The organism is Aureibaculum luteum (assembly GCF_003449015.1).
In the GTDB taxonomy this organism is placed as follows: Bacteria; Bacteroidota; Bacteroidia; order Flavobacteriales; family Flavobacteriaceae; genus Aureibaculum; species Aureibaculum luteum.
Genome location: NZ_QRGD01000006.1, coordinates 213,668 through 234,628 on the forward strand (window position 1 = coordinate 213,668; position 20,961 = coordinate 234,628).

General features: G+C 32.5%; 12 protein-coding genes. 1 reads left to right on the top strand and 11 read right to left on the bottom strand.

Annotated features, from left to right (window positions below; all coding sequences use genetic code 11):
* Positions 1-4 precede the first annotated feature (4 nt).
* The 4 genes from D3P13_RS14760 to D3P13_RS14775 all read right to left on the bottom strand — a co-directional run bounded on the left by D3P13_RS14760 (position 5) and on the right by D3P13_RS14775 (position 7,943).
* The gene (locus D3P13_RS14760) at positions 5-2,323 is read right to left on the bottom strand and encodes an alpha-L-fucosidase (protein WP_232829205.1); all 2,319 of its coding nucleotides are present in this window, start codon (positions 2,321-2,323) and stop codon (positions 5-7) included.
* A 132-nt stretch (positions 2,324-2,455) separates the two neighbouring features.
* Positions 2,456-4,252, bottom strand: coding sequence for an alpha-L-fucosidase (locus tag D3P13_RS14765; RefSeq protein ID WP_198680038.1), 1,797 nt, complete (start codon positions 4,250-4,252; stop codon positions 2,456-2,458).
* A gap of 253 nt (positions 4,253-4,505) precedes the next feature.
* Entirely contained in the window at positions 4,506-6,824 is a 2,319-nt protein-coding gene (locus D3P13_RS14770) for a family 20 glycosylhydrolase (RefSeq protein WP_117883637.1), read from the bottom strand.
* A 258-nt stretch (positions 6,825-7,082) separates the two neighbouring features.
* On the bottom strand, positions 7,083-7,943 hold the full coding sequence (locus D3P13_RS14775) for an AraC family transcriptional regulator (protein ID WP_117883638.1): 861 nt from the start codon (positions 7,941-7,943) through the stop codon (positions 7,083-7,085).
* A 294-nt stretch (positions 7,944-8,237) separates the two neighbouring features.
* On the opposite strand from D3P13_RS14775, the gene D3P13_RS14780 reads away from it, so the two are divergent.
* Positions 8,238-11,540 carry a glycoside hydrolase family 2 TIM barrel-domain containing protein gene (locus D3P13_RS14780; RefSeq protein ID WP_117883639.1) on the top strand — a complete coding sequence of 1,101 codons (3,303 nt, stop codon included), beginning with the start codon at positions 8,238-8,240 and terminating at the stop codon, positions 11,538-11,540.
* 419 nt (positions 11,541-11,959) lie between these two features.
* Here D3P13_RS14780 and D3P13_RS14790 read toward each other — a convergent pair whose 3' ends face one another.
* From D3P13_RS14790 to D3P13_RS14820, 7 genes are all read right to left on the bottom strand, one after another.
* A complete protein-coding gene (locus D3P13_RS14790) occupies positions 11,960-12,673 on the bottom strand; it encodes a LytR/AlgR family response regulator transcription factor (protein ID WP_117883641.1) in 714 nt (237 codons plus the stop codon).
* Positions 12,670-13,779, bottom strand: a complete 1,110-nt coding sequence (locus D3P13_RS14795) for a sensor histidine kinase (protein WP_117883642.1) — start codon at positions 13,777-13,779, stop codon at positions 12,670-12,672. The genes D3P13_RS14790 and D3P13_RS14795 overlap by 4 nt, the downstream gene beginning before the upstream one ends.
* 93 nt (positions 13,780-13,872) lie before the next feature.
* A complete protein-coding gene (locus D3P13_RS14800) occupies positions 13,873-15,300 on the bottom strand; it encodes a CotH kinase family protein (protein ID WP_232829206.1) in 1,428 nt (475 codons plus the stop codon).
* Positions 15,301-15,584: 284 nt separating this feature from the next.
* On the bottom strand, positions 15,585-15,971 hold the full coding sequence (locus D3P13_RS14805; protein ID WP_117883644.1) for a hypothetical protein: 387 nt from the start codon (positions 15,969-15,971) through the stop codon (positions 15,585-15,587).
* A 17-nt stretch (positions 15,972-15,988) separates the two neighbouring features.
* Positions 15,989-17,194, bottom strand: coding sequence for an Lcl C-terminal domain-containing protein (locus D3P13_RS14810; protein WP_157972926.1), 1,206 nt, complete (start codon positions 17,192-17,194; stop codon positions 15,989-15,991).
* A 332-nt stretch (positions 17,195-17,526) separates the two neighbouring features.
* Complete coding sequence (locus D3P13_RS14815; RefSeq protein WP_198680039.1) at positions 17,527-18,813, bottom strand: Lcl C-terminal domain-containing protein; 1,287 nt, start codon at positions 18,811-18,813, stop codon at positions 17,527-17,529.
* A 304-nt stretch (positions 18,814-19,117) separates the two neighbouring features.
* A complete protein-coding gene (locus tag D3P13_RS14820; RefSeq protein ID WP_117883646.1) occupies positions 19,118-20,707 on the bottom strand; it encodes a carbohydrate-binding domain-containing protein in 1,590 nt (529 codons plus the stop codon).
* Positions 20,708-20,961: the final 254 nt, after the last annotated feature.

Here is a 20,961-nt window from a genome sequence, read left to right on the forward strand (position 1 = left end):
ATTATTATTGTAACAAATCTATTTCTGAAATAGCTGCTGTTTTTCCACCACCAGCTATTACTTTAGATTCAATGCGTATATATTTTGTTGTGATTGCTTCTTTAAAATAATGAGTCCTCGGAGTTGGGTCATTAATTAGATTACCAAATTCAAATTCATCGATCAACTGCCAAGTTTTTCCATCCTTACTTGATTTTAAAACACCTTTTTCTATCATGCCTTCATTGTGTTCTTTTTGAGGTGTATAGATAAATCCTTTAATGTTTTGGGCTTTTCCCAAATCAATACTTATAAAATTGAGATGCTTTTTTGGACCAGATTGCCAATAGGTTTTAGAATTTTCATCAATTGCATATTTAGAGCTGTGTTTCCCAGACGAGTTGTCCTCTCCGATAACCTTCCAATCCTTTTTCACAATGCCAAATAACTGCATTGTTAAACTACCTTTTTCATCATTTGCCTCAGCTTTGGCTTTTACCTCTCCAGATTCCAATAAAAACGGTTCTATATAAATTTCTGAATCAGACGTTGGTTCATTTCCATCAGTTGTATATCTCATTTTAATACCCGAATTAATATTTTCAGAAGCATTTTCTCCATGAGGTTTCCAACCAAAATCGTGTCGTTTAGGGTGAATACTTACGAAACCGTTTATATCTCTTGTGATTGCAAGTTGAGGTGGTTTAGGCTTATAGTAATGTGCTGTAACATTTGAAATAGCAGGATAAAAACGAGATTCTAAAATTCGAATCCTAAATTTATTTGAATTCACTTCTGGAAATCGTAAAATTCTCTTATAACCAATATTTGTTGCTGTTAAAATTTCTTTCCAAGCATTGTCTATCCAAGCATCAAGAGCATGTTTTTCAACTCGTTCACCATGCGTTGCAATGGCTTCTTGTAGTGCAATTCTATTGATTTTAATTGGATCTTTTATGATAATAATAATTTCATTATTTACAGAATCTAATACTTCGAAACTGCTTAAATCTTCATCCAATACATTGTTTGAACCCGTTGCGTTTTCGAATAAATTTTTGCCATAAGTTTCCTGAATGCGTTTACCTACTTCATTCAATACTTTAACATCTTCATCAGAAAACTTACCATCTCTGTTTGGCGGAATATTCAATAAAAAAGTTGAATTACCTCCTACCGATCTTTCATAAATATCAAAAACATCATCGACACTTCTAACTTTTTGCTTATCGTCATCTCTGTAAAACCAACCTTCACGAATTGAGGTATTTGTTTCTGCTTGCTGATAGTGCAAATATTTGGCCTCATATAATTTCTCTTTACTGGCAATATCTTCACCAGTAATATCAGCAAAGCTATTCATCTCCTGAGGGTTTTCAGCGTATGGCATTACATTGAATTCAGTATCTCTCGTTCCTCCTGCCTCATTACCACACCAACGGATGTCTTGTTTACCAAAAATGACCGCTTTAGGTGCCAAAGTAGTAATAAGTTGTTTCCATGCCATGTAATTATAAGTTTGTCCTCCTTTTCTTTTAGGATGAGCCCCATCAAACCAAACCTCATCAATTGAGCCGTATTCGGTTAATAATTCAAAGAGTTGATTTAAAAAATACTCGTTATAATCGTCAACCTTAAATTTAAAAGTGGTTTTATTTTCAAATGGACGACCTTCAACAGCCCTAGGAATTGTACGTTCTGAATATTCGCTCAAGTTTCCATAAAGTCCGTCTTTATTTTCTATTTGAAATAAATCTGCTGGAGATAAATAGACACCTAATTTTAGCCCATATTTTTTACAAGATGCTGATAACTCTTTTAAAATGTCGCCTTTTCCATTCTTAAAAGGTGTCGACATAATACCATGTTTGGTATAACGACTTTGCCACAAAACGAAACCATCATGGTGTTTAACCGTGATAATAACCATCTTCATTTGAGCAGCAGCCATGGTTTTACACCATTGGTCAGTATTCAATTTTTGGAGATTAAATATTTTTGGATCTTCCATACCATTTCCCCACTCCATCCTTGTAAAGGTGTTTGGTCCAAAATGAATAAAAGCAATAAATTCATTTTTTAAAGCTTCGTATTGATTAGGAGTTGGAATAACATGTGCCGCTTTTAATAGAATAGAATCGTTAGAGTCATCAACATCTATTTTGATGGTGTTGGAAACAGGCATTACCAGTGAATCTATTTCAACTTTATCTTGTGTGCATGATATTAATAATAAAAACATATAAATAAAAAACACAGCCTTTAGCCCTCTATGAAATAAGGAAAATGTATGTCGGTATAAATTTATAGTTGTCATTGTAGTTGTTATTATTAATTTATTCATATGTATTACCTGTAAGATTCGGTTTGTTATTCTTAGCTCATTCCGCCCGAATGAACTAATAAATTGATAACATTTCTCTATAAATTTTCTTTTCAGGTCTCGACTAAAGAAAACATTTGAAATGATAAACAATTATAAGCCTATCTCAAATACCCAAGCATCATGTGATGGTAATTCATCATATTTTATAGAACTGGTATCAATAATTAATTTTTCATTTACGTATTTCCAATCCAAATTTCTGCCGAGGCCCAAAAGTTTTACTTTTGCCGTTTTACCAGGATTCGGAATATTTAATTCGATTTCATCATCGTACCATTCAAAACTAATGGCGTAAACATTATCATTGTTTTGGGTATAGCACAAATGCGTTTTCATAGAACTGTAAACACCTTTTAAACCTTTTTTTGTTTTTCCTTTGTTTTGAAAAAATGCCGTTGTCGGTACAATTTGCTTTTCTATTGATTTACTTTCCCAAAACAAACTTACCGAAGCATTTTGCTTCTTTTCTTGATATTTTATAGTAATCGGATATGCTACTCCTTCTTTCAAGTTTACTATTCCTTTCGTTGAAGCAGTGGTATTTGCATCCATAACTTCAGACTGCGTTCCAGATGCGGTATAATTTTGATCTATAATAAGTTTTCCATCTATATAGACTGCTACAGCATCATCAGCTTTGGTTTCAAAAGTGTATTTTCCTTTTTTTGGGGCGACAATATAACCACTCCACTCTATAGTGAAATTATCTTCTTTTATACCTTTCATAGGCGAATTACGCACCCAATTAAAATCTATATTTTCATCAAGACCTTCTATTTCTATTCTTTTTTCTTCTTCAGTTATTTGATAAGCTGTTGCTCCATAAATTGCACTACCATTAGTTTTTAACCAATCTCCCAACTGTACTAAACGTTCTTGTTGAATCATTGGAATTTGCCCATCAGCTTTTGGCCCTACATTTAAAATCATACCTCCTCCATTTGCAACGGCTTGAGCAAAACGTTCAATCAGTTCTTTTGATGTTCCATAGGCTTCCAAATCTTCATTCCGATTTAAACCAAATGATCTTCCTAAACCGCGAACCTCCGTCCAAGGACGATTAGTTTCTTTAATGCCAGAACTGTATTCTGGTGTTAAAAAACCGGTATCTAAACCATGCCCCCAACGGTTATTTACAATAGCTTCATCTCCGACTAAATTATAGTACCAATTGATTAATTGAGGGGCATGCCATTGTTTTGCTGTATTATACCACTCACCATCTGAAAAAATTAAGGTAGGTTTGTAAGTACTAACTAATTCTTTAAACTGTGGAATCATATATTCATCCACATATTTACCAATACTATCATGTGGATCTGTGTACCAACGATGTAACGGATGATTCCATTCACTAAGTGAATAATACAAGCCCATTTTTAAATCGGTTTTTCGTACGGCTTCTGTCAATTCCCCCACAATATCACGTTTTGGTCCAACATCAACAGAATTCCAATTTCTGTTGTATTTACTCGGCCAAAGTGTATATCCATCATGGTGTTTTGAGACCAACATTACATATTTGGCTCCAGCCCTTTCAAAAAGCGAAGCCCATTCATCAGGATTGAATAATTCAGCTTTAAAAAGTGGAGCAAAGTCTTTATAGGTAAAATTGGAACCATAAATATCTTCTACAAATTTCATCCTCTCTACTCCCTTAGTTTGCATTCCTCTCAAAAACCATTCAGAATACCCCTCTTTGCTTGCATATGAGGGAACTGAATACAATCCCCAATGGATGAATATACCCAATTTAGCATCTTTAAACCATTGCGGATAAGGCCTCTCTGATAGGGCTTTTTTGGCTTCTTCGTAATTATCTTCTTGTGCACTTAATGCAAATCCAAAAAAGTAAATAGCAATTAAAAAAGTAAATTTGAATTTCATTATTTTATTGATTAAAATTTTTAATTTGAATTTCATTTTTAAAAGGGTGACGCTATTTTTTTAAATATGAACGCCCATTTTAAAAAGCTCTTCTCCCGTCAGAATTCAATAAATTACATAATTTGTCTCTTTTCTAAAGTCTAACAATTCACATCTAATTATTACTCAGTCCACTTTACGCTTCCTTAAGTAGGAGAATGTGCTCCGTCATATTCATGACCTAAAACATCCGTAAGGATAAAATAATATTAAGTTATTTCACTACAATTTCATCTATCCATATTTGTGAAGAGCTTCCACTTTTATGATGTCCTTCAGGAATTATCTCAAAACCGCTTGCCTTAAATTTTAACATTTTCACTTTAACAGGATCAAAAGATATAGTTGTACTTACCTTATTTCTTCCTTGTTCTGATGCCTCTTCTAATTGTTCTTTTTTAGCCAATAACGTATAGGTTTTCCCATCAACGGAGCCAAAAACTTCAATTTCTTTTGGTGGATAAATACCTGATATGGTAAATCTTAACCCATCAAATTGTATTTTTTTTACTTCAGTCTCTTTGCCTAAATTAATAGTCAATTCAACCTTATTAGAAAAATGATACCATGCTTTATCCCCTTTTGAAAGAGCCCCGTAACTTAAATCCGTCATTTCTTTAATTTCCTTTCCATTTTCATTTTCATTTACAACATTGGCATTTTTAGCCAAATGAACAGGGAACGTTTTAGAAGAAATATACCCAACGGCTTTTTCATTTTTAAATGCTCTTGCTTTCAATTCTGAATTTTCTGATATCGTTAAACCTTTTTCATATTTAGGCGATTTATAAGTAGGTTCTGTACCGTCTAACGTATAATGAATAGTTAGCCCTTCCACTTCTGTTTTCATTGTTACTTCAATCTCTTTTCCATTTCCTTTATGATCTATCCAAGGACTAAAAGCACTTACAGCATACCGTACTTCTTGAGCGTCAAGCCTATCGAATTGCGTTAAAAGCCTGTTCGTAAAATCATTCCAATTTTTCTTTTCATGAGGTGTCCATGCCGTTTCAGCAATTGCATAAACTCTAGGAAAAGTCATATAGGTAAGTTTACTCCAATCACTTATAGATTCTGTCCACAAATTCGCTTGAATTCCTTTTATTAATTTTCCTTCTTCCGTATTTAAGGTATCTGGAATAACCTTATAACTATAAGCTTTTGAAAGTAATAAACGTGAATATCCTAAATTAGGTTCTAAATCGTCATGACCTTGTTTTAAATCTATATAACAATAATTACTTGGCGTCATAATTACTTCATGACCTGCCTTTGCAGAAGCTATACCACCTCTTTCTCCTCGCCAACTCATTACTGTAGCGTTAGGAGCCAAACCACCTTCCAAAATTTCATCCCAACCGATCATAATTCGATTACGTGAATTGATAATCTTTTCAATTCTTTTTATAAAATAACTTTGTAATTCATGTTCATCTTTTAGTTTCTCCTCTTTCATTCTTTGCTGTGCAAAAGGGTCTACTTTCCATTGCTCTTTATTACACTCATCACCACCAATGTGTACATACTTATAAGGAAACAAATCCATTATTTCATTTAACATTTTCTCCGCGAACTGAAAAGTTTCTTCTTTTCCAGGGTTATACGTATTATTTTTAAAAACACCTCCAGTGGCAACATAAGGCAAAGCATTAACACAACCTATTTCTGGATAAGCTGCAATGGTTGCTTGAGCATGGCCCGGCATATCAATTTCAGGAATAATTTCAATGTTGCGATCTTTGGCATAAGCAATAATTTCTTTGACATCTTCTTGAGTATAAAAACCACCATAAGTTGCTTTTTCTCCCGGTTTTTGTGCAGGCCTGCCCCACCAATCAGATTTATTTTCATCTGTATGATTGTAATCCATTCTCCAAGCTCCAATTTCTGTAAGCTTTGGATAACTCTTAATCTCTATTCGCCATCCTTGATCATCTGCTAAATGCCAATGAAATCTATTCAACTTGAGTTCTCCCATAAAATCAATTACATCTTTTACCTGATCTTTTGAAAAGAAATGTCGAGAAACGTCAAGCATATAACCACGCCAACCAAAAGCTGGGTAGTCATCAATAGTTACAACCGGTATACCCCAACGAATACTTTGCTGTGATTTTTTATAAATAGCTATGGGTAATAATTGTTTTAAAGTTTGTAAAGCATAGTAAAACCCAGTATTTGTTGCTGCTTGTATAGTAATGCTATTTGTAGTTGCTTTTAAAGTATAACCTTCAGGCTTTATAGATTTATCGGTACTAAAATTAATATCACCTTGCCCTCCTATTTCAATTTCAGGAATCCAACCTGCTACTTTTTGAAATTGACTAAAAAATTTTGATACTATAACTCGCTGCTCTTCATTCTCAACCGTAATTATTGAAGTTGATTTTATTTCAAAATGCCCTTCACCATCTACTTGACTTATTGGTTTAGGAATTATATCAGCTCGTCCGATTTGTAGTTCATCTTCTTTTTTGTCACATGCATTTAACACTAGTAAACAAAACAATAATCTTATAATAAATCTATACATAAATATCTACCGTTTATATTTTTAGTTATTACCTATTTAAATCACTTATAGCATTAAATATTAGAATCTGCCTTTATTATATTCTAAAAATCCTTACCTAAAAAGTATTCATTTAAAATGAAAAAAAAATTCTAAAGAATTTTAAGTAATAATCATCATCATTACTCTAAATTAAAAACAAGTAAAAATAGTATTATCGAGTAATTATAACAAATACTAAAGATTATAATACTAATACTTTTTTTGCTTGTAAATAGTTTAATTCGAATGAATCTTAACATATTGCGTAGGTGACATTTCTTTTATTTTTCTAAATTGTCTATTAAAATTGGAAATATTATTATAACCGCATTCATAGCAAATTGATGTTATGTTTTGTTTATTTTCTATTAACAATTTACAAGCAAACCCTATTCGCAATTCATTTAAATAAGCAGTAAATGTTTTTCTATGCATACGCTTAAAGAATCTACTAAATGAAGAACTATTCATATTAACAGCGTTAGCAACATCTATTGAAGTAATAGGTTGATTAAAGTTGTTAAAAATAAATTCGTATGCCTTATCTAAAGTTCTATTTTCAGTTTTATTGAAAGTTTTAATATAACCTGAACTAACTAAATTTTCAGATTTTGAATTAGATAACTTATGGAGTATCTTAATGAAATTTATAATGCGAATAAAAGGATCAAATGACTTTAGGCTTACAATATCTTCAATAAGTTCTTTCTTTACGTCAAAAAATTTAATCCCCTGTCCTGAATGATGTATCATTTGGAGAATTCTTTTCATTTCAAACATATCTAAAAAAATTTCTCCTAAAAAATATTTATTAAAATGAATTGCAATCGCTTCTGAAGATAATTCAGAATCTTCGTTAAAATAAACCTCATCGTTCAGCCATATATGGGGTATGTCCTCCCCAATTAAAACAACATCATTTTCTTTAAAATTAATAATACCATCACCAATAAAAAGTGTACCTGTACTTTTTAATATTAAAACTAGTTCTAATTCTGGATGATGATGCCATACTTTTAAAAAAAATGGATACTCATCATGAGCTATTGTGAAGGAACTATCATTTGTACTCGTTCTGTTTAATCGATGTAGTTTCAATTATGGGGTTTTGGGTTTTGGGTTTTGGGTTTTGTAAAAATATACAAATGAGATTATAAATATTTGATTTAGGCAAAAAAAATATCATTATCCATCTAATTATTGGTAGGGTAGCACTTTATTCAATATTACATTTACGATGTAATTTATTGTGAACACCTCATTACATTATTTTTTTAAATATATTTGAGTTCATTTAGAATATGGTTGGTTTATAATCGACCTTTTTAAATTTACCCATTATTAAAATTTGACAAATACACTGTTTGAATCCACCCAACCAATTAACTCACTATGAAAAGTTTTATTTTTCCATTATTATTATTAACATCCCTTTTTTTAAATTCCCAAGTTTTACAAAAAAACATTTATCATTATATTGAAAACCCCGCTGTAATTTCTGAGAATAAAGAAAATGGCCATGCTACTTTTCATTCTTACACTTCGTCAGATAAAGCTTTAAGTAATGATATAAATATTTCTACAAATTACCAATCTCTAAATGGTCAATGGAAATTTCAATGGGTAAAATCACCCAATCAAAGATCATTAGATTTTATGAAGCCAGATACGGACCTCACAAATTGGGACGACATTAAAGTACCTGCCAACTGGGAAGTTGAAGGATATGGTATACCTATATATGTAAATCATCAATATGAATTTTCTGATTTTAAAGCACCTGTCTCTAAAGAAATGGAATTTATTGATGGAATATACCCAAAAAACCCAGGAAAAGTCCCTCATGATTATAATCCAGTAGGCTCTTATAGAAAAGACTTTGAACTAACTAATAATTGGGATCAAAAAGAAGTTTTTATACATATTGGTGCAATGAAATCTGGTGGATTTCTATGGGTTAACGGAAATTATGTTGGTTACTCCCAAGGAAGTAAATTACCAGCAGAATTCAATATCACAAAACATTTAAAATCTGGTAAAAACAGTATTGCTTTACAAATTTATAGATGGACAGATGGATCTTATTTGGAATGTCAAGATTTCTGGAGAATCAGCGGTATTGAGCGAGATGTTTACCTTTATGCACAACCCAAAACTCGCATTAAAGATTTTGAAGTACAATCTTTATTAGACGCATCTTACCTGAATGGTAAATTCAATTTAAAAATAGAATTAGAAAATCATAACATAAAAAAACAAAAAATTAAAGTCAACTATAAAATTCTTGATAACGATAACCTAGAAATTACTAGTAAAACGAAAGAATTTCAATTATCAGAGCCCAGTTCAGTAATCTTTTCTGCAACTATTAATAATGTAAAATCATGGTCAGCTGAACACCCCAATTTATATACTCTTTTGATAACGACTTCAGATAAAAAAGGAAATATCATTGAATCCATTCCAACCAAAATTGGGTTTAGAACAGTTGAAATAAAGCAAGGTTTATTATTGCTAAACGGTCAACGAATTACTTTAAAAGGTGTGAACACACAAGAACATAATCCAGAAACTGGACACGTGGTCAGTGAAGCTCAGATTATAAGAGATATTACACTTTGGAAACAAAGCAACATCAATGCGGTTCGATTGAGCCATTATCCTCAGCAAGAATTATTTTATAAATTGTGTGACAAATATGGAATTTATGTAGTTGATGAATCTAATATTGAATCACATGGTATGTATTATGGCAAACATTCTTTAGCTAAAAAACCAGAATGGAAAAATGCACATATAGATAGAATGACACGTTTGGTTGCAAGAGACAAAAATCATGCATCAGTTATAATTTGGAGTATGGGCAACGAAGCTGGAAACGGCATCAATTTTTATGATGGATATAAAGCCATTAAGAGTTTAGACGCTTCAAAAAGACCTGTACAATACGAAAGACCCTATAAAGATGAAGACGGAAATTTATTTGATATGGATTGGAATACTGACATTATCGTACCACAATACCCTAGTCCTGCCTCTTTTGAAAATATAGGAAAGAATTTAACAGACCGCCCTTTTATTCCGAGTGAATATGCTCACGCCATGGGAAATAGCACAGGTAACTTCCAAGACTATTGGGATATAATTGAGAAATATCCTAACCTACAAGGTGGTTTTATATGGGACTGGGTTGATCAATCCATATGGAAAACAAACGAAAAAGGTGAAAAATATTATGCCTATGGTGGCGATTTTGGTAAAAATATGCCAACTGACAATAGCTTTTTAAATAACGGAATCGTATTTCCTGACCGCACTCCACAACCCGCATTGTATGAAGTAAAAAAAGCCCATGAGTTTATCAATTTTAAAAACCAAGGTACCACTAGAAAAAATGAAATCCGTGTTTTGATTGAAAACTTATATGATTTTACCAATTTATCTCTTTTTAATTTTGAAGCTATAATTAAGGCTGATGGTAAAGTAATTACAACAATACCAATAGAAAGTATTGATGTTGTGCCACATACTTCAAAATTAGTACGCATATCATTAGAAAGTATAAAACCCGAACAAAATACAGAATATTTTGTTGAAATTTCTGCAAAGACCAAGAATGAATGGGGAATTTTACCCGCAGATTTTGAAGTAGCCCATGAACAAATTCAATTGCTCAATAAAACCGAATGGAAACCTTCTAACCTTGACCAAACTGGTAAAGTGAATATAAAAGAAGACAAACAAAAATTGATATTATTTAATGATGATTTTATGGTTGAATTTGACAAAATTCAAGGAAAAATTACCACTTATACTTATAAAGATACACAGTATATTAAAGGGGAAAATGGTCCGAAACCGAATTTCTGGAGAGCACCAACCGATAATGATTTAGGTAATGCTATGCACGTCAAAAATATAGCTTGGAAAAAAGCCTCGTTGGAATATAAAGTTCAGGACTTTATTATAGATAAAAAAACGGATCCTCTAAAATCTGTAGTTACCGTAACTTATAATTTACCAGGAGTTGATACACAGTTTCAGTCCACTTACACCATTTTTCCTTCAGGCGTTATTAAAATTGGAAATGTTTTAAGTGCAAGTAAAGAAAAATCAGATATCCCTAGAGTAGGAATGCGTATGCAAATTCAAAAACAATTTGATCAGATGACATTTTTCGGTAATGGGCCTTTTGAAAATTATCAAGACAGAAAAGCGGCAGCGATTACAGATTTGTATAAATCTACCGTTAGTGATCAGTACGTACCTTATATTAGACCACAAGAAAACGGCTATAAAACAGGAATTCGCTGGGTAGCCTTTGCGGATAAAAATGCAAATGGTCTACTTGTAGTATCCTCCAAAAGTAACCAACAAAACTTAGGGTTAGGAGCTTCACATTCACCAAATGAAGATTTTGATATTACTGCAGACTTAGATTATTCCAAAGAAAACCCTAATGCAAATTTCAGTAAACACACCATTGATATTAAAGAACAAGACTTAGTCCAGTTAAATATTGACCTACAGCAACGTGGCTTAGCTGGTGATGACAGTTGGTATTCTAAACCACAAAAAGAATATCAAATTGACCCGACTAAAACCCATCAATATGAGTTTTATTTGATTCCTTTTATTCAGGGTAACAATGAGTTGTTTGTGAAAAAGTTTAAGGAATATTTTGTTAGGGAATAATTTTTAATTGTATTTCATTTTAATTCAATTATCGATGATTTATAAAAAAAAAGCTTACTAGTAAAATATAGTGAGTAACCTACGACAAATGAATCCCTGTGTTATTATGACTTCAGGTTAAATTTAATTTGACACCGCTGGGAATATTGAATATAAGGTTTTATACCTTTTTAATAAAAATGGAAAAAAGATTGAAAGATTGATTTATAACTCAGGGACTTCAATATCCGAAAAACAGATATATAAGTACAACAAAAATGGAAATATAATTGAAGAAAGTGTTTATCAATCGGGTGGCATATTATTTCATAAAAAAACATATAAATATGATAACTATGGCAACATGACTGAATTTATATCAAGAATGCCAACTATTAAGAGTATTCCAACAACATTAGAATCACGGGAGTATTTTTCTATTAAACCAAAAAATTAGCATCCAAATATTTTTGAAATTTTTCTTTATGCTGCTCACTAACAGGAATATAAATCTTATCAAAAACAATTCTATTACGCTCTATAGTCGTGATTTTTTTTAAATTAACAATAAAAGAACGATGTACCCTCATAAAATTATTCTTAGGTAGTTGCTCTTCAACCGATTTCATACTCAGAAGAGTCATCACTGGTTTATCATTGACCAAATGAATTCTAACATATTCTCGCATACCTTCAATATACTTTATGTCATCCAATTTAACTCTTACAATCTTGTATTCAGATTTTATAAATAAGAAATCATCATCACTTTTTAATTCTTCTTTTTCATTTTGTTGATTCCCAAACCATTCATTTGCTTTATTAGAAGCTTTTAAAAAAGTAGCATAATCAATTGGTTTTAACAAATAATCTAATGCATCAACTTTAAAACCTTCCAGAGCATATTCACTGTAAGCTGTTGTAAAAATTACTTTCGGCGGACTGTTTAACGATTTTACAAAATCCATTCCGTTTAAATCCGGCATATTTATATCTACAAACATTAAATCAACGGCATTATCTTGTAAAAAAGAAATGGCCTCAAGAGGGCTTTCAAAACTGCCTTTTAGCTCTAAAAAAGGTGTTTTACAAATATAACTCGCAACTTGTTTTAACGCCAATGGTTCATCGTCAATGTTTATGCAACTGATCATATTGGAATGTTTAAGTTAACTTTATAAATACCCTTTGTTTCTGAAACTTTCAGATCAAAACTCTCTTGAAACAGTAAAGCTAATCTTTTTTTAGTGTTTTCAATACCAATTCCAGAAGCTCCATCACGCTCTTTAACATGATTACTATTTTCTATTGAAAACTGCAATTGTTCATCTGTAAAATTCATAATTATAGTAATGAATGATTCTTTATTATAACTTATTCCGTGCTTAAAAGCATTTTCCAATAATGAAGTGAACAATAATGGTGGAATTGATGTATCAGGGATTTCTGAAGGGATTTCTACATTGATTTTTACTTTATCTGAAAAACGAAGTCGCATCAATTCTATATAACTTTGAATAAACTTCACTTCCTTTTTAATGGGTGTAAATTTTTCTTCTGAATCATAGAGCAAATGACGCATTAAATTTGAGAGTTTAATAATGGCATCTTTAGCTTCTACGGTATCAATGTCAACCAAAGCATGAATATTATTTAAAGTATTCATAAAAAAATGAGGACTGATCTGATTTCTTAAAAAAGCCAACTGGTTTTCTACACTTTCTTTTTGAAGACTCGTTTTTTCTTGTTCCAGTGTTGACCACCGCATTGAAATTTGCAACCCTGCATCAAAACCTACTAATAATACTGCTAAGATGATAAAATTGGCATAGACAGGAATTCGCCCTCCATTTTTTTCTATAGATTGGGGAGGTGGTGGTGGTTCCATTTCAGAAATTCTTTGCGGAGAATTTTCAATATGCCTTTCAACACGTTCTGGAGGAGTCATTTTTTGCCGACCTGTAGTATCCCCAAAAATGTAAAGAACAGATGTAATGGTAATAATTATTCCTAATGTAATTACAAAATAAAAGACCTTTTTACCCTTAAAAAACAATTTAGGCATTAATAAAAACCGGTGAATTAAATACAGTCCTAATAGTGGTAAATTATTTTTCCAGACTTCAAAAATATGATTCCAGTCTATTCCGTCTTCAAAGGGGCCAAAAAGCAACGGTGAAGCAAATAACAATATCCAAAATGCGATAATGATAAAAGGCTCAAAAAAATTAAAATTGTATTGCTTTTTAATAAGTTTCATTCTTTAAATGTAAGTGCAAAATTTTATAAAAAATTAAAAATATCTTTGTTCATACTCATAAATTGGGTACAAACAAAGATATTAAAACTAATCTTAATTCAAGTATTTTCCAACAGCCGTTGCACGACTTGAAGCATGCGATTTTAAAGTTGTAATTGCTTGCTGAAAACTTCCACTACTATTTAAGAATGTATATCCAGAAACTTCAGTGGTTGCATAGGGCTCAACTATTGTTGCATATGTGTCATATATATTTTGAATGTAAGATGTTGAAAAAGGCCCGTTTACAGTTTGTTGAACATAATTATCATAAATTGCCTTATATTCCTCATCTGCATATAAATATTCTATTAAAGGCCAATCGTTATTTGATAGACTAGAGAAATTCAAATTTAAAGAACCTCCTTGTTTTCCTTCTTGTAAAGCTTCGTTATTATCCCAAGGAATCCACGTCAATAGATTATTATCAGGATTATTGTATAGATAGTAATTATGTTCCATTCTACCATAGGTGTCCCAATTTTGTATTACCGTATTTACGGCTAAATAATGTAAAAACACATCAGTATCCAATACTGCATCTAAACCTAATCTCCAAGAGGCCGGATCTGTTGTTCGTGTTGTTGCGTGCAAAGCTGTAAACACAGATTGAATATCAGACCAATCAGCTTCATCTTCATTAGTTTTTTTCTCAAAACCATCCTCATTAATTGTACCTTCTGCAAAACTAGCTCCATAATCTTCTGGTTTGTAAAGATTACCGTCGTCACTAGAGAATTGAGTATCAATTACGGTATCATCAATCTCTTCTACCAGTGTATATAATCCGAAATATTCAGGACCATCTCCATGATCTACATAAAGAGTATAAAAAGCTGTATTAGAAACTGCTAACCCCGCCTCCTTAAAAATATCTGCAGCAACTTTTTCTCTTAAAAATGAGCTATCGTCATAATTATTTTTTAAACTGAATTTTTTGAATCCATAAAATCGTTGATTGTCTATTTGAGGATAATCATCTTCATACTCATCAAAATCCATTTTAAATGCCAATTTTAAAATACCAGATTGCCAAGCAGTCTGTAAACTTGAATTACCTTTAAAACGTAGTCCTACTTTGTACCATTCTTTGCCATTATAGAAAACTTCTCCGGGTACAAATATTGGGTCTTCGTCAACATCACTTAACCCTCCAGGACCACTACTATTTTGACCAAAAGTTCCATAAAGACTTGTCATATCTACTAGCATGGCTTCCCAATTACTTTCAGAAATTACAAAATCAAATCTTTTTACTGTAGTATTATCAAATACCTCATCAAAATCTGCATCTGCACTTTTACTATGTGTTGCGTCTGTCCAATCTGTGGGGTCAAAATCTGGATCATCTAAAGTTACCCCTACTTGTGTTGCTACTTCTGTTTCCGTAACTGAATCGTCATCAGAGCAACTTACAAATAAGAAAGTGGCTATAAACAAAACATTAACTAGGAGTGGAATTCTTAAATTTACTTTTTTCATGTGTCTTATATTTATTATTTTTAAATGGTCATCCCGAAGCATCGGGACAGTTCGCTATTGATCATTCCCTTGGGTGACAACGCTCTGAACATGCTCATTTCATAATTAATTATTCTTTATGATGTTATTGATTAAATTAATACTGCAAAACACCGAATTTTGTGTCATGAAATAAAAAGAAATCAATGAAATGGATGATTTTATCTACGAAATGGAAAAAATCCCCATGTTTATAAATTTCATAAAACTTTTAAACATGGGGATAAACTAACCTAACTCAAATATTATCTCATTTTCCTTTTTGGAGATTGATTTTTTTTCAAATAATTTATATAAAGTTTTTCCTGATCTTCAGTTAATGCTTCTTTGACTTTAGCTTCAAAATCTGATTTTAAGGATTCCATTTCTTCCCTTTTAGGTCTTCCAGATTTTGTTTTCTCTTTAACTTCTGTGAAATGATCTTTATAAAGCTGCAAGACAGTCGCTTCTTGTAAATCTGACAAATCAATATCTGTAGCTAAATCACTGACCATAGTTACTATTTCTTTGTCTGAAGGAAGTTTTGGAGGGCCCTCTTGACCTCTATCACCTCCTGGTTGAGCATAAACTCCAACTGAAATCAGTGCTATCCCTAAAATCAATATTGTCTTTGTTATTTTTTGAATTTTCATGTGTTTATATTTATTGATTAATTTATATCTCTTACTAATCTTACATTATTATAATAACGTTCAGCATCCTCTCCTGCTGGCCCGTCTTCATCCTTGGTGTCAAATCTTACCGCACCTGCTCCGTGAAAATCTTCACCTTCGCCATTTACAGCTCTACCAAAAGCAACATACCAGGCATAATAGTAAGGTTCGCCACTCGTAAATGGAGCAGAAGTACCTGTCCAATAATAACCATAATCATCATCATACCCCGCTTCTTGAACATCGCTGGACAATTGTGTACAAGAAAATAGAGGGTCAATTGCAGGCCCCACCTTTGAAGCGTCAGTTGCTGTTGGGGAATAGGAATAATCAACAATTCCTTGCAATTCTTTTACATTTGGCAATCGCCAATTTGAATAACCTGCTAATTCTGAACTTTCAGCATATATTAAAGCATCTTCCCAGTCTAAGGTAATTCCATCATCATCTTGTGCCCACATTAAACCAGTGTTAGCATCACTTATTGTACCATCTCCATTATCGGTAAATACATTAGTTCCATAATCGCCACCACGTACAGCTCTAACATATTTACCACCAACAGGACCGCTTGCTGTCGCTGAATATGCCTTTATATGCCCTGTAACATGGTTTACACCAAAGGCTGCATTACTACCGCCTTCAACAGTTACACCTACATAATAGTTGTTGGCCCAAAATTGTTCATCTTTGGTTACCTCACCACTTGCCAAATTAAAATAATCAGTATCTAAATATGGCCATCCTGAACTAAAATCACTAATCGAAAAGAGTTCTTTTAAAGTAGGCATCCGCCAATCATTATAACCGGAAAGCTCTAGATCATCACAATAGTCTATTGCTTCTTGCCAAGTATAATCATCTGATGAAGGAACTTGTTGCCACATTAACCCCGTGTTGTTGTCAGTTATTGTTCCATCTCCATTATCGGCATAATCCATTGAAGCTCCCTTTAAATAATTAGCATCTTGTCCGTAAAATTCTTCACCAGAACTTATGTTACTCACCACTGCCCCGTCATTATCATATAAAGTAACTTGTCCCGTTGCAATCTGTAGATAGTCGTTTATTGTTAGTTCTGTATCAGTATCGGTTTCTGAAATTGTGTCATAATCATCATCGCAACTTGTTATTGTTAAGAATAACATCGCTACAAAAAATAAGCTAAATAGTTTTGTTGTTTTTACATCTGTTGTTTTCATGTTTGGTATTTTTAGAATGGTTTTATGTATTACTATTTGATGGTGCAAAGAAAGGATAGCTATTGTTCATTCAAAAAAGCAATCAATGTTTGGGACTTTTTCATCTACCAATTGGGCATAAACACCAAGGAACATGATTGATAATTTTAGGTTAAAAATGAAGAAATTGAATTCTTTAGATGTGTTATATAATTAAAGGATCAACCTAAAAAATAGACCGACCCTTTCTAACTAACTCAAATTAACTATGAAAAATAATTCTTTACAAAATGCCTTAAATAAACAACTTTTGAAAGGTTGTTTTCAATGGTATTTTTTATTGTTTTTAAGACTTAATTTATATCTCTTACTAATCTTACATAATTGTATATTCTTACCGCATCTCCTTGTGGGCCATGTCCCTCTTCAAATTCACTTGGGTCTCCATCTTTAGGGTCACTTCGTTGGGCTCCTGCACCATGAACATCTGTCCATGTATCAGTCCCCATATTACCCATACAGCGTCCAAAAGCTATGTATACTCCCCATCCACCTTGCATATCTGCAGACTCGGCTTCGTGGGTTGTACTACTCCAATACCAAGGATAATCATCTTCACCAGCTTCATTCTGAATTACCGTGCTATCAAAGACATCATCAATAGTTGCAGAATTAGATGTTGCTGGAGATTTTGTATAATCTACAATTCCTTGTAATTCTTTTGCATCGGGTAAACGCCAATTCGTATATCCATCATATTCAAAGTTCTCCGCATAACTTAATGCATCTTGCCAAACCATGCTAGTTCCGCTGTCATCTTGCATCCACATTAGACCTGTTGCTGTATCAGAAATTGTACCATCACCATTATCAGTATATTCGTTTACGCCATAAGTTTCACGTCCGCGTACCAATAAGTAATTAAACATTTTGTCCCCACCATTAAAACCAGTTCCATAGCCTTTTATTCGACCATCAGCAAGATTAACTCCAAAAACGGTTTCACTAACCTCATCACTTACATAAACTGCTGTAGTAGCACATTGCACATCAATTAAGCGTTCCATAGCACTTGTATCACCATAAGCAAAGTCGAAGTAATTGGTATTAATAAAAGGAATTAAACCTGAAGTATCGTCTCCTTGAACAGAACTTATATCGCGACCGCTAAACATCATAAGAGAATACATCTCTTTAATTGTAGGAACACGCCAATCGCTATAGCCCCCTGTAGAAGTAGTGTTTACAACGGCAAGTATGTCAGCGTATGATAATTTGTCATCAGCATCAATACTACCGTCACCATTGTGGTCAAAAGACTGTTCCCACATTAACCCTGTAACCATATCAGTCACTGTACCATCTCCATTATCTTCATAATTTGGTGTTTCACCCGGATAATTTGCATTCTGACCATAAAAATCATCACCTACAGATTGAGTTGTAGTTTCTGTTGTATTATTAAAGAATTTTGTTTGGTTGGTTCCAACAATAGGGAAACCAGAAATATTAGGTAAATTTTCTTCGGTTGTTTCATCTGTAATTTTATCATCATCATCGCAACTTGTTATTGTTAAGAATAACATCGCTACAAAAAATAAGCTAAATAGTTTTGTTGTTTTTACATCTGTTGTTTTCATGTTTGGTATTTTTAGAATGGTTTTATGTATTACTATTTGATGGTGCAAAGAAAGGATAGCTATTGTTCATTCAAAAAAGCAATCAATGTTTGGGACTTTTTCATCTACCAATTGGGTATAAATACCAAGGAACATGATTGATAATTTTAGGTTAAAAATGAAGAAATTGAATTCTTTAGTTGTGTTATATAATAAAAGGATCGACCTAAAAAATAGACCGACCCTTTCTAACTAACTCAAATGAAAATTTTTATTTTCCTAATAGGAAGAACCATACTACTTCATTATGGTTTCAGTAAAGTGATTAATTACCTCCAGGCCCTCCAGGTCCTCCACCTTCTCCAGGCTCTCCTGTTGGCCCTAGTTCTCCACCAATTTGTGTTACTGTGCTATTTATAATAAATGAATCACTTGAATTTGTTCCTCCGCTATAAGTTCCAGAAGTGTATAAACCGTTAATTTCTGTACCATTGCTTACAGTTCCTCCTGTGTAAATGTTATAGGTTTCGCCTGTTTCTAATTTCGCATTGGAATAAATAATTGTTTTAACACTAAATGGTACTTGATAAGTAAGAGCTTCTGTTCCATCTTCTGATTGAATATTTAATATGGTATTTGCACTAACTCCATCTAAAATTACTGTGTTTTGCGTGCTTTCACTTTCTGTTGGAAAGGATGTATTTAATCCCAACCCTAAAATGGTTCCTCCAGTTATTTTAAATATATTATCATCACAATCAAAACTACCATCGGGCTCATCGGTACGAACTGCTATGGCAATGGTTGTACCACCTGTAACGGTAATTCCTCCGTTACTATCAATGGCATCATTAAGCGTGGCGTAAACATAAATATTTCCTCCATTAATATATATGTTGTCACCCGCATTAAGACCGTCATCGTATGAATTGATGCTAATTGTACCGTCATTTATGGTCATTATTCCTTTAGATTCTATACCTTCACCTTCAGAAGTCTTTATCACAAAATCACCTCCATTTATAGTTACATTAGGTGTAATAGTATCATCTGGCTCATCCTCATCGTCAATGTCATATGATGCTGCAATGCCATCATCTACGGCATTGATATTGAATGTTCCATTGTTGATTATTATATACCCTTCATTACAATCCATACCGTCGCTATCTGCTGTTAAATTAAGCATACCGCCATCTACAATGATGTAATCGTTAGTATGGATACCATCAGAAGCCGCTTGAGATACCGTAATTGTTCCACTAATTACCCTAATATAATCATCACTTGCAATACCATGCTTGTAATTTCCTACCACATTTAGAGCTCCTGATCCGCTAAAAACCAATTGCCCTTCGCTAAAAAAGGCTGCTTTTGCGTCTTCATCATCAGGAATATTGCTATAACTGGTTGCATCAGTTAAATTGTTTGTACCTTCTAATTCAACAAAAATTGTTTTTTTTGATTGGATATTAATGGCCGGACCATCGGTATTGGTAATACTTAAATCATTTAATGATAATTTGAATTTTTTATCACTATAAACTTTTAACATACCATCGGTTGTTATACCTGATATTTCATAAGCCACTTTTGAGATAGATGAATTAATGGTCACATCAGCTCCATCCTGTGTAATTACCACATCATCAGGAACGGGGTTTGTGATGGTTGCTGATGTATTTGAAAATACAATTTGAACTGTATTTTCAAAAGTAGCATTTTCTACTAAATCATCTTCATCGGCACCTGTGTTATTGATATCTCCTTCAGCCGTGCCAGATTTATTTGTATTTGCTATTAGTATATCTTCTGATGTTGATACAATATCATCTTCATCTTCATCACAACTTGTTATTGCTAAAAATAACACAGTTACGAAAATTAAGCTTAATAATTTTGTTGTCGTTTTCATGTCTTTATTTTCTTAGTATTATATTATTTATTACTAATTAATGGCACAAAGAAAGTATAGCGAATGTTCACTGAAAAAAGCAATCATTGTTTAGGACTTTTTCATCTACCAATTGGGCATAAACATCAACGAACTTTAGTAATAAGATTGGGTTAAAAATATAGAAATTGAACTCTTTAGAAGTATTATAAATTAAAAGGATCGACCTAAAAAATAGACCGATCCTTTCTAACTAACTCAAATGAATATGAAAA